Here is a 12,613-nt window from a genome sequence, read left to right on the forward strand (position 1 = left end):
TTTGGTAACGCCTCTATGCAGAATGAGAATAAATCGCGGGATAGATATGTAGAAGTATCCGCAGACATTGACGTAAAACGCATCTTGCGGGTCCTTTGGAGTCGTTGGTATTGGGTTTTGGGGGCTCTAACCGTCACAACCGTTAGCTGTATTATCTTTTTACAGGTAGCCAAACCGCGCTATGTGGCCGAAGTACTTTTGAGATACAACGAAAAACAGACAGAAATAGATGAGCTAAATAAACTCATCCAACCTGAAGCCAGCGTTCAGGGATACTTAACCGAAAAATACGTTATCAAATCAGAGGAAGTTATCAACGGCGCTGTAGAGCGCCTGAAATACCCTTTTACATTTTATAGTGAATCTACCTTTCTGACCGAAGATGTTTATCCGTTTAAGCCGTTTACGGCCGAAATCGTCTCGTATGAATCGAGCGAATATGAGTACGGCAAGTTTGAAATCCAGCCCAGCGGAGTAATTACGTATAAGACAGAATTCAGCGAAGAAATAAGTCGTTTTGACTTAGCCAAAGATACCCTGATTGCAGTCAAGGGCCTTTCGTTCAAAGTCAATTCAGTGGCTACCTTCACCCAAGATTACGGGTTTACTTACAATGACATTTACGCCATGCGCGAACGCATGGACAACCTGATTTACGTAGAAGAAGCCGAGCACAACATGCCGATTCTGACGATTTCTTTTACGTACCACAATCGAAAATTCACGCAAGATTTTTTGCAAAGCCTGATTGAGTCTTACCAAAAATACAACCTAGACCAAAAGAAACGTTCCTCCAATCTGACCATTGATTTTATTCGTGAACAAATCAAAATCTACTTTGATGCGCTGCGAAAATCATCTTCTGAACTAGAAAAGTACAAACAAGGCCGGTCAGTTCCCAATTTACAGGCGTCGATGTCGGACGTAATGAGTCAGATTACGGGTTTCAAAACCCAAAAGAATATGCTCGAAATCCAGAAGTCATACATTAACCTCCTGGAACAAAGCCTCTCTAACCGTTTTGAACCCATCAATATTGGCAACATCGGCCTTGACAACAACAGCGACGGCGTGCTCGTAAGGTTGGTGACAGAACTAAACAAACTGATTTTGGACCGAAAGGGGCTCACCATCGGCAAAAACCTGAGCGTCAACAATCCCGTTGTCAAAGCCACCGACGATGAAATTGAACACCTACGCGAGCAAATTTTGAGTAACATCAAGCTCCAACGCCAAAAAAACGAAGGAACGCTTAAAATCATCAACGAGAATTTATCCCTGCTCGAAAGCCGCATGAATGCGCTACCTTCTATGGAGCGCGAGTTGAGCTACCTTCAAAACGACCGCGACGTCAACGAAAAGATTTACCTTCTTCTAATCAACAAAGAAATCGAAACCTCCATCGTGAAGGCAGGAATGCTCCCTTCCTTTACGGTGTTGACCCGAACCGATTCCTACAAAGTATATCCCCGAGCCGCCCGACTGCTCTTATTATCTATTATGCTTGGCTTGCTGATAGGGATGGGGTCCATCTTTCTAGCCCGCTATCTCAACGGAAAGTTTACCGAAATTCCAAAAATCGGCCAAAATAGCAACGTCAATTTACTAGGCACTATTCATCGCTACGGAGAAAAAGTACAAAACAACGAAAAAGACCTTTTACACTTTCTGGACAATCGCTCGCTCTTTGCCGAGTCGGTCAATAGCGTACGAACCAATCTCAATTTCCTTATCACCAGTGAGGATACGAAAGGAAAACTGATTGTGATTACCTCGGAAGTATCGGGTGAAGGAAAATCTTTTGTGACGATTAATCTAGCAACCTCGCTGACCAAAGTAGGCAAGAAAGTCTTAATTATCGTCTCAGATTTACGCCGCTCAAAACTGCATCGTTTTTTCAACAACCCCAATAAAGTGGGACTCAGCACCTTTCTGACTGGAAAAGCCGAAGATTATCAAAAGGTGATTCAACACTCGGTGATTGAAGGTTTAGACTACATTCCTGCGGGGCCAGTGCCTTTTAATCCTACGGAACTCATTCAGAATGAGCGCTTCGAAAATATGATTGAAGCCTGCCAACAAGAATATGATTTTGTGCTGATTGACACGGCTCCTATTGGTTTGGTTTCCGACAATATTCCGTTATTGAGAAAAAGTGATTTGGTAATTTTCATCATCCGTTGGCTGTATTCAAACGAAGAATCGCATTTGCTCGCCGACCAAATTACGGAAGAATTTGACCTCAAATCGGTGGGCGTCATTGTCAACGATTTTTATAAAGATGATCTTTATGCCTCGCTGGCATCAGCTTCTTATTATGCCTCCAAGGGCTACGGTTACAGTTATAAGTACACGTACGATTACTACGGAAAATCTAACACCTACTACACCGATGAAGGCGAAAAACGCAAATCGTTGCTCAAAAGATCTGGTCAATGGATAAGGAAGCTATTCAGTCGTACCTAAATGATCAGCAAATCCAATAATTTTCATTTGATTCGCCTATTTTCCTCAAATTGATAGTGCTAGACATCATTTAGAGATAAAGAAAAAGGCGTAATTAGTCCATTTTAGCCCTTTGAGCAACCAAAAATGACAGGGCAGCGCTAAATAGACGAAATGACTTACCACCAAGCGGTTAAGAAAATAATTAAAAAAATTAGTGATAAATGGATAGAATTCAGGAAAAAAATAAATAGTTCTTTTTGACTTCCAACAGTTTTCCTAATTTTGCAGTCCAATTTGAAATCAATGGTAATGAGCAACAAAGACACAGATTCTGGTTTAGAGTTCTTGGAGAGCCCGGAAGGCTTAGCGGGGGAGTTAACCAAGTTCGAGAAAAACCTCGAAAAAAACCGTAATATCTTTTTTATTATAGGTGGAGTAATAGTAGCAGCTTTGGCAGGATGGTTGGGCTATCACTGGTATGTGAGCAGCCAAGACGAACAAGCACAGGCGGTTTTATTCAACCCTGTATTTGCCGTAGAATCTGACTCTCTCAATAAAGCCCTCAAAGGCAGCGGCGGAAACCCTGGTTTGCTGTCTATTGCTGATGAGTACAGTGTTACTCCTGCAGGAAATCTGGCCAACTTTTATGCGGGTACTGCCCTTTTGAAGCAAGGTAAGTTTGACGAAGCCATTGAGCGTCTAAAATCGTTCAGTTCTTCTGATTTACTTGTACAAGCTCGCGCTTACTCACTCATCGGCGATGCTTATATGGAAAAAAACAGCGCCGAAGAAGCCATCAGCTATTATCAGAAAGCCGTTGACTATAAGCCCAATGCCTATTTTACTCCTATCTACATGGTTAAATTAGGTATTGCCTACGAGAAAGCGAAGAAGAATCAGGAGGCCATCGAAGTATATGGCAATCTCATCGAAAAATATCCACAATCGTCCGAAGTTCTTAACGCGAAGAAGTTTAAGGGCTTGCTCGAAAGTGCAGCAGAATAATCATTTCATTATGAAATAAAACAGTAAGGGATAAGACTCACCGGTTTTATCCCTTTTGCTTTTTCAACACACTTTGTCCCACATTTAACACCCCAACATTTCCCATGAGTTTACTTACGGTCGGTTCCGTTGCTTTTGATGCGCTCGAAACTCCTTTTGGCAAAACGGATAAAATTATTGGCGGCGCCGCCACTTATATTACCCTTTCAGCCTCTTATTTTTCTACAAAAAACAACTTGGTCGCCGTTGTGGGAGATGATTTCCCACAGGAAATGATTGGATTACTCCAAGAGCATGGTGTTGACACCGAAGGATTACAAATCAAACAGGGCGAGAAAACGTTCTTTTGGTCGGGCAAATACCACAACGACATGAACAGCCGTGATACCGTTGAAGTACAACTCAACGTCATGGCAAAATTTAATCCCGTCATCCCCGATTCTTACCAAGACTGCCAATACCTGATGCTTGGCAATACCGCCCCTGCCATTCAACAAATGGTGCTGGAACGTATCACAAAGCGCCCCAAATTGGTCATGCTCGATACCATGAACTTTTGGATGGATATTGCCATGGATGACCTCAAGTCGGTTCTGAAAATGGTAGACGTACTCACTATCAACGACGAAGAAGCCCGCATTCTTTCTGGCGACTATTCGCTGCGCCGCGCGGCAAAAACTGTGATGGCGATGGGACCTAAAACATTGATTATCAAGAAAGGTGAACACGGTGCGCTGTTATTTCAAGGCGACCAAGTGTTTTTCTGCCCTGCATTGCCGTTAGAAGATGTATTTGACCCAACGGGCGCAGGCGATACGTTTGCGGGTGGTTTTATCGGTTATCTTGCCAGCACTGACGACATCAGTTTCGAAAACATGAAACGTGCCATCGTGTACGGGTCGGCAATGGCCTCTTTTTGCGTAGAAAAATTTGGCTCCGAGCGAATCGTTGGCCTGACTCAGGAGGAAATCACCGCTCGTGTGCAGGAATTTGTACAGTTAGCACATTTCCAGATATAAAAAATCAGTGCTCTCAAGTCCGATTAAGGTCGGACTTGAGAGATTTCATCTTAATCGTTCGATGTTATGAATTATCCCATCATTCGCCGTCCGCGTCGCAATCGACAGTCGGAGGCCATTCGAGCCTTAGTACAGGAGACAACCGTATCGGTCAATGACCTTATTTATCCTATGTTTATTATGGAGGGTCAGGGTATTAAGAGTGAAGTCAAATCAATGCCGGGTATTTATCGATACTCCCTCAATACATTGTTGGAAGAACTCAAAGAAGTAACGGATTTGGGTATCAAGTGCATTGATTTGTTTCCTAATTACTCAGAAGACAAAAAAGATACCTTCGCTACTGAAAGCTACCGAGAAGGCACCTTTTATCTGGACGCCCTGAAGGCGGTAAAGGATAATTTTCCAGAGTTGGCCTTGATGACTGACGTAGCGATGGACCCTTACAGCAGCGACGGGCACGACGGTTTGGTTAAAAACGGAAAAATTCTTAACGACGAAACCCTCGATATTTTAGCCAAAATGGCCGTGGCGCAAGCCCGCGCCGGCGCTGATATTCTCGGTCCGAGCGATATGATGGACGGACGCGTTGGGTATATCCGTCAGGCATTGGATGCAGAAGGTTTTACCGACGTCAGCATTATGTCGTATTCGGTCAAATTTGCCAGCGCTTTTTACGGACCTTTCCGCGACGCGCTCGACTCTGCACCGCGTTTTGGCGACAAAAAAACCTATCAGATGAACCCCGCCAACGTACGCGAAGCCCTCATCGAAGCGGCACTTGATTACGAAGAAGGTGCTGATTTTCTGATGGTTAAACCTGCCTTGGCGTATTTAGATGTTATCAAAACCTTAAATCAGAATTTTGATTTGCCCATTGCTGCCTACAACGTTTCTGGTGAGTATGCCATGATTAAAGCAGCGGCCCAAAATGGGTGGTTGGACGGCAATCGGGCCATGCTCGAAACCCTGCTTTCCATTCGTCGGGCGGGAGCCAAAATTATCCTGACGTATTTTGCCAAAGAATTTGCCCTTTTGCAAGCGTAAAGTGCAACAATTTTCGGCTTTTCTAAGCGTTTAGACATGTATTAAGGTTGAAAAGGTGCATTCATTTAAGCTTTTTAACTTTAACAACGTTTATTTTACACCTAATAATTGTTTTAGTGTAATGAAAAAACTCATTGGTGTTTTTTTACTCGCAGGTTTTTTAGCAGCAGGCTGTCGTCAGGATGAGCCACAACCCAAAAGCATTTCAGATATTTTACTCGAACAAGACGACCTCGGAATGCTGCGTGCGGCAATCAACCACGCTGGCTTGCAGGATGCCTTTAAAACTAGCACTGTAACGCTTTTTGCGCCAACTGATGAGGGTTTCAAAGCTGCGGGATTTGCAGATGCTTCGGCCATCGCCGCTTTACCAGCCGAGCAAGTCAGAGCGTTGATAACGAACCATGTCATCACGTCCAATTATCCATCGACCAGCATGGCGCTTGGTGCGCACAATCCCGTTAGTATGATGTCGAAATCCAGGCTTTATCTGACATACAACGATGGAATTGCGTACTTAAATCAGGCGCGGGCAAGCAAACTGGATTTGAATGCAACAAATGGCGTAGTTCACGTAATCAACGGTCTCATCCAGATTCCCCAACAGACAGTAGGGCAACTCCTCAAAAACACGCCTGAATTTAGTCTGTTCCGCGCGGCAGTCTTGAAAGCAGTTGCCAGCGAAACACGCTTAAAAATATTTACAGATTCTACAGGAGCAAACCCCATTGACCCCTCTTACACCCTATTCGTACCCACAAATCAAGCTATGGAAGCGGCTGGACTCAATTTGGCAAGAATCAATTCAACGGCGGTTTCTTCCGCTGCACTGGCCAATCTAGTCTCGTACCATATTGCATTGAGTCGGTATTTTTCACCGACATTGCCTTTTGGTAACCTTCCAATGTTTAATGCCGTATACGTAACTCGCATCGTAAAGTCTGCGACAGGAATAAAAATTGCGGACGAACTAACCGCTGCCCCCGCTACTACAGCCAATGTTGTCAGGGCAGATATAACGGCTACCAATGGCGTCATTTTTGCCATTGATCATGTTTTATATACTAAACCCTAAATCGGGAACATAATTACCCTAAAAATTGTATTAAACTTGTTGCCAATCAATCAATAAACGCATGAAAAGTTTAGTCGCTGCCCTAGTCCTGTTTTCGGTTGTCCTCACAGGATTTGTAAAATCTGAACAACCGTCTGAATCGGGTGATAAATTTCGCTATCGGGCACTTACTGGAAATAACCCCGTGAAAATCACTTGGGAAACCCTGCGTGATGTTACTTTCAAGAAAAAATGGTATCCCGAAGAATCTGTTTACATGCTTTATCCTACTTTTGGACCTAATGTCAATAAACTCAACGGAAAGGAAGTACTGTTGACGGGGTATATTTTGCCGATTGACGTGGAATCAAATCTATACGCCCTTTCGGCGTTTCCGTTCAGTGCGTGTTTCTTCTGCGGCGGGGCAGGTCCGGAATCAGTAGTTGGCTTGAAGTTCAAGAAAAACGGACGTAAATTCAAAACCGACGAACGGCATACCCTGCGCGGCGTGATGAAACTCAATGCCGATAATATCTACGAATTGAACTACAATATCGAAGGAGCCGAAATAGCAGAAGAGTAAGCCTTCTACCGACTTAGCACTTTAATAAATACGTCCACGTTTCGGCCTTTATCGTCGCTACAGGATATTTTTACCTTACCCACAGGGGGCTTTACAAACAAAGCAGCCTGTGGGTTTGCTTTTTGAATCAATTTATCATTGATGTACCAATAGACTTCCCGCACGTCATTGCCCGCCTGACAGGCCAACTGTAACTCCTGATTTTCAAGAAAGTATTCACTCCCATCATTTGGGCTCGTAATCAGGGGGGCACCTACCTCAAAAACTCTGGTACATTTCGGATTATGCGGCGGAATTCGTTGAAAAGGGATATGATTTAATTCGTTGTACGCAATTAATTCGGGGGCCATATTTGGGTATAATTTCCGCACGTAGCCGCTGTCGGGAAGGCACTGAGTACAGTACGAAATTTCAGCGTTTTTATCGGTCAATACCCATTTCGAATGTTGACATCTGCGCGTGGGCGAAATGCCCATAATGGCATAATCCAAGACCTGATGTGTGCAAAATTTAGCGGGTAAGTCACCACTTTCGGCGCATACTTTTCGACGCGTAATATCGGTGGTCGGCTTGAACCATCCCGTAGGCGAATTATAATCAATGGCGTTGAAGACATCAAACAACAGCGGGGTGGCAATGTTGGCCCCGTTGAGTTCGGGTACGCCTACACCCGAAAAATTTCCCACCCAAACCCCAACCGTATAACGGCGGTTGTAGCCAATGCTCCAAGCGTCTTTTTTACCGTAAGAAGTCCCTGTTTTCCACGCAATACGTGGCAGATGGTAGGTGTTATCAAAATTGTTGGGCAAATCAGGTCGGGTAATTTGGGTTAAAATCCCGTTAATTAAATACGCCGATTCAGGAGAAATGAGCACTTCTCCTTTTGATTTTTTGGCATCTGCCGAATAATTTAAACCGTGTATTTTTCCTTCATTGGCAAAACTTGTAAACAGACGCGTCAGCTCTTCCAACGTGACTCCGCAACCGCCCAAAATCATGGAAAGCCCCAAGTCTTTGGACTGTTTTTTCACGGTTTGAAAATCTGCTTTTTTCAGATAACCAATCAAAACACTCGGAGTCAGTTCTTTTAACACCTTCACGGCCGGAATATTGAGCGAATTGGCCAAAGCAAACTCAATCGTTACTTTTCCATTGAAACGACGGTCAAAGTTTTCTGGCTCAAAACCACCGAAATTGGTCAACACATCATTGATGGCCGACTTGGGCGTAATCATTCCTTTGTCAAACGCAATAGCGTAGAGCAGGGGCTTTAGGGTACTACCCGGCGAGCGTACCGCCCTGATACCATCCACCTGCCCGCCATCGTACGGATTATTAAAATCAGCCGAGCCTACGTAGGCTTCCACGCGCATGGTTTCATTATTAACTAAAATGACTGCCGCATTGTGAATATCCATACTTTGCAGTCGATTGACATAATTTCGGGTCATTTGCTCTACCTGTGCCTGCCGGGTCGGCAAAATGGTGGTTCGGATAATAGGCGTATTTTTATGTTCTTTTTTCAAACGAAATGCCAAATGAGGAGCCAACTTGGGTGCCTCACGACGATAAGCAGTCAGGGGTTCGTTGACGGCATCGTCAATGACTTGTTTATCAAACAAGGCGGCTTTTTCAAATCGACGGAGCCATTTGTTTCGCTCCTGAACAATAAAAGCATTTTTTTGGCCCAATCGCAAACTTGAAGGACGATTGGGAATGATGGTCAACGTTGTGATTTCGGCCAAACTCAGTAACTGCGGCAGTTTCCCAAAATACAGCAATGACGCCGATTTAATGCCTTCAATATTGCCGCCGTAAGGAATCAGATTGAGGTAGAATTGTAGAATTTCCTCTTTGGAATAATGCAGTTCCAACTGCATCGCCCTGAAAAGTTCGATTGCTTTACTCAAATACGTGCGTTGTCGAGGCTCCAGCAAACGCACCACCTGCATCGTAATTGTAGAAGCCCCCGAGCTTCGTCGCCCTGTCGCTGTGTTTTTAAGGAAAGCCCGTCCTAAGGCGACGGGGTTAAATCCAGGATGATAATAAAAATAACGGTCTTCTTTTTGGAGAATAGTTTGCCGAAGTACTGGAGTAATTTCCTCCAACTCCGTATAAAGTCTCCATTTGTCATCATCATTCAGAAAGGCGTGCAGAATCGTCCCGTCTGAAGCAGCAATAAGCGTTGAGTAGCGCGGTGAAACCTTAAAAGGAATTGCAACATCTAACAGTAAAAAAAGCAAAAAAGGGGTTATCAATAGCCAAAAACGGGAAGAACAAAGCCATTTTTTCAGTATGTTAGAAGATTTTTGGCCACCTTCTTTCATTAACTTGAATGCCTTCCACATCGCTACTACCCCAATTAAAATTATACTTCCTCCAACAACGTTCGGAAAGAAACGTATCTATTCAGAAAACGTACGTGATGTTTATCCTGAAATTCTTTTGCGTGGAGTTTGTCGAAGGTAAAATAATCTTCCATGGTCTGAAAATAGTACTGACACGAAAAGGTCGTCCCTTCGTTGTCTATTTCGGTCAACAGCTTTAATACCTTATTTCCCATCGGCAATCCTGTGGCCATAATTTCGGGGATATGAACGTTTTTCATCCATTGCAGCCATTCCAACTCCAAGGTCTTATCTATGTTTACAGTAACACTGTGAAGAATCATATCAATTGTTTTTTTGTTCTCTAATTAGCGCAATATTTAAAAAAATGAGCGATTATTCGTCACAACAAAAAAATAATCTTGATTTCTTTGGCATTTCAGGAGAAACTGGTAGCTTTATCAACTGCTCAGGCAGTCTAAAGCGTCCCTCCAATTTTAAGACCTGTCCAATGGACTATAAGGCACTCAAAGAATTGGTCAGACAGGGTGAAGGCAAACGAGTAGAGTTTAAACTCAAAACCAATCACCCCGAAAAAATCGTCCGAGAAGTGGTGGCTTTTGCCAATACTGACGGCGGGCGCCTCCTCATCGGCATCGGCGATGACCGCACTATCAAAGGCCTAAAATACGTCGACGAAGACGAGTACCTTCTGACACGGGCCATCGAAAAATACTGCTCCCCTGGCATCGAATACTCCATTGACCGCATTCCCGTCGGCGAAGAGCGCGACGTGCTTGTGTTTACGGTGTATCCCAGCAAGGGGCGCCCGCACTACGTATTGCAAGAAGCAGAACACCCACGCGTAAATACGACCTTTGTCCGCAAAAAATACGTTCCCCAAAAAAATACCAATCAAGTGCGTAAAGCCTATGTACGCGTTGCGGATAAGTCTATTCAAGCCAGTTGGGAAATGCGGGAGATTTTACGCCGTAAAAGCGACGACCGCAATGTTCAGTTCAGATACGGTGAGAAAGAGCGTAAACTCATGCAGCATTTAGACCAGCACCAAAGCGTAACTGTCGATGTATTTGCTACCATTGCAAACATTCCCCGAAATTTAGCTTCCAAAACCCTCGTGTTATTGGTCCTCGCCAATGTGTTGGAAGTGCACCCCGACGAAATGGTCGACCGTTTTACCGTGGCAGGGTTTTAATTAACTAAAAATCCATCACCCTCAGGAAGGATGATGGATTGTATACTACCTAAACCTCTACCATTATATTTTTTTTCGGAAAGCTCCGAAATTAAAAATACTTGGTTGTACCTCTTATAACTTCCGTACGCCCAAATTTGTTCCGTAAAAACAAAAAACACCTCTTTTTGTTACCAAAAACCTTCAATCATTGGTTTTTGAGGGAATTTATTTTTTGATTTTCGCTACGCTATTTTACTTCTACGGTATCCATAACCAAAATAAATGATTAGCCCGGCAATCATCCATGCAAAAAATACAAACCATGAATTGACGGGAATTTCAATCATCAAGTAGCTACAACAAAGCACTCCCAACACGGGAATCAAGGACCATTTACGCAGAAAACTAAAAACAGAAAAGGCGAAAGAGAGAAATACAAAAATCAAAAACAGGTATTCTTGGTGTTGTTCATTGCCAAAATGCGAAAAACCGCCAAAGATTCTTTCTCGTGAGAAAAACGCAAATACAATCCATAAAACAGGCACAATAAATTGACCGTTGATGTAGGGTAAACTAAAGGATTTTTTAACCGTACGGCTTTCTCTTGGCAACACCAAAACCCCACCACACACCAGCACAAACGCAAACAATGTACCGATACTTGTCAAATCTGTTACCAAAGAAGCATCCATAAATAACGCGGGAATCGCCACCAAAAAACCCGTCATAATCGTTGCAAAAGAGGGCGTACTGTATTTGGGGTGAATTTTACTGAAGGCCTTCGGCAACAGTCCGTCGCGGCTCATGCTCATCCAAATACGCGGCTGACCTATCTGAAATACCAACAATACACTCGTAGCCGCCACAACGGCACTAACTGAAACAAAATAACCTACTTTCGGCTGACCAATCTTATCAAATACATACGCCAACGGATCGGCTACGCCCTGAAACTCCGAATAATTGACCATACCCGTAATGACCAATGCAATAACGATGTAAATCACGGTACAAATAATCAACGAATAAATCATTCCTCGGGGTAAATCGCGCTGCGGATTGGCGCACTCCTCTGCCGTAGTTGAAATGGCATCAAAGCCAATGTAAGCAAAAAATACCGCTGATACTCCTTTCAACACGCCCCCAAATTCATTAGGAAAGAATGGTGTCCAGTTGTCAGTATTGATAAAAAATACCCCAACTACTACCACTACCAGCAACACAAGAAGCTTTAACCCTACCATTGCGTTGGCGCTTTTCTTGCTTTCTTTGATGCCGATGTAGGCCAGAATCGTTACTAATATTACAATGACAAAAGCGGGTAAATTAAAGATCAGCCTTGTATCTCCCAACATAGGAGCGGCCGTCCAAGCCAGATTTTCGAGCGGCTTACCTACTGCCTGTGCTGCTTCGTAAAGTTTAAGGGCTGTTGTGGTATCGGTCACCATCCAACGCGGCAAGACGACTCCAATTCCCTGTAAAATATTATCGAAATAACTACTCCACGATATTGCGACCACGATATTGCCGATGGCATACTCTAAAATCAACGCCCAGCCGATAATCCAAGCCACCACTTCGCCAAAGGTGACGTAAGAATAGGTATAGGCGCTTCCTGATACGGGTACTCGGGAGGCAAATTCGGCGTAACACAGGGCCGTAAATCCACAAGTAATGGCCGTAATCACAAATAAGAAAATAACGCCTGGCCCTCCATCATAGGCGGCAGCGCCAATCGTCGAAAAAATCCCTGCTCCGATAACCGCCGCAATTCCCATCGATACCAAATCACGAACCCCAAGGATTTTTGACATCCCGCCGTTGGCATGGCTCTCGGCTTCGGCATTTTTCAGAATTTGCTCTAATGATTTTTTTCGAAAAAGGGAATTGTTCATTTGAAGTGTTGTTTAGGGTTTAGCTTGCTTTTAAAGC

The 12,613-nt window shown here is 43.8% G+C and carries 10 protein-coding genes; 7 read left to right on the forward strand and 3 right to left on the reverse strand.

Features of this window, described 5'->3' with window-relative positions:
• The first annotated feature begins 15 nt into the window (after nt 1-15).
• The 6 genes from DVG78_RS17675 to DVG78_RS17700 all read left to right on the forward strand — a co-directional run bounded on the left by DVG78_RS17675 (nt 16) and on the right by DVG78_RS17700 (nt 7,156).
• Entirely contained in the window at nt 16-2,466 is a 2,451-nt protein-coding gene (locus tag DVG78_RS17675) for a GumC family protein (protein ID WP_114462385.1), read from the forward strand.
• Nucleotides 2,467-2,757: 291 nt separating this feature from the next.
• A complete protein-coding gene (locus tag DVG78_RS17680; protein ID WP_114462482.1) occupies nt 2,758-3,453 on the forward strand; it encodes a tetratricopeptide repeat protein in 696 nt (231 codons plus the stop codon).
• A 104-nt stretch (nt 3,454-3,557) separates the two neighbouring features.
• Nucleotides 3,558-4,472 (forward strand): PfkB family carbohydrate kinase, encoded by a 915-nt coding sequence (locus DVG78_RS17685; RefSeq protein WP_114462386.1) that lies wholly within the window; start codon nt 3,558-3,560, stop codon nt 4,470-4,472.
• 66 nt (nt 4,473-4,538) lie between these two features.
• Complete coding sequence (hemB, locus tag DVG78_RS17690; RefSeq protein ID WP_114462387.1) at nt 4,539-5,519, forward strand: porphobilinogen synthase; 981 nt, start codon at nt 4,539-4,541, stop codon at nt 5,517-5,519.
• Between the two features lie 121 nt (nt 5,520-5,640).
• Nucleotides 5,641-6,594: a fasciclin domain-containing protein gene (locus DVG78_RS17695; protein WP_114462388.1), complete on the forward strand. Its 954-nt coding sequence runs from the start codon at nt 5,641-5,643 to the stop codon at nt 6,592-6,594.
• A 61-nt stretch (nt 6,595-6,655) separates the two neighbouring features.
• The gene (locus tag DVG78_RS17700) at nt 6,656-7,156 is read left to right on the forward strand and encodes a DUF3299 domain-containing protein (protein ID WP_114068004.1); all 501 of its coding nucleotides are present in this window, start codon (nt 6,656-6,658) and stop codon (nt 7,154-7,156) included.
• Between the two features lie 5 nt (nt 7,157-7,161).
• Here the strand turns inward: DVG78_RS17700 and pbpC are convergent, their stop codons facing one another.
• A complete protein-coding gene (gene pbpC, locus DVG78_RS17705) occupies nt 7,162-9,483 on the reverse strand; it encodes a penicillin-binding protein 1C (protein WP_114462483.1) in 2,322 nt (773 codons plus the stop codon).
• A gap of 41 nt (nt 9,484-9,524) precedes the next feature.
• Entirely contained in the window at nt 9,525-9,827 is a 303-nt protein-coding gene (locus DVG78_RS17710) for a DUF4286 family protein (RefSeq protein WP_114462389.1), read from the reverse strand.
• Nucleotides 9,828-9,994: 167 nt separating this feature from the next.
• Here DVG78_RS17710 and DVG78_RS17715 point away from each other — a divergent pair, with 167 nt between their 5' ends.
• The gene (locus DVG78_RS17715; protein WP_229598263.1) at nt 9,995-10,699 is read left to right on the forward strand and encodes an AlbA family DNA-binding domain-containing protein; all 705 of its coding nucleotides are present in this window, start codon (nt 9,995-9,997) and stop codon (nt 10,697-10,699) included.
• A 224-nt stretch (nt 10,700-10,923) separates the two neighbouring features.
• Here the strand turns inward: DVG78_RS17715 and DVG78_RS17720 are convergent, their stop codons facing one another.
• A complete protein-coding gene (locus DVG78_RS17720) occupies nt 10,924-12,576 on the reverse strand; it encodes an amino acid permease (RefSeq protein ID WP_114462391.1) in 1,653 nt (550 codons plus the stop codon).
• Between the last annotated feature and the right edge of the window lie 37 nt (nt 12,577-12,613).

The organism is Runella aurantiaca, assembly GCF_003339505.1.
GTDB lineage: Bacteria > Bacteroidota > Bacteroidia > Cytophagales > Spirosomataceae > Runella > Runella aurantiaca.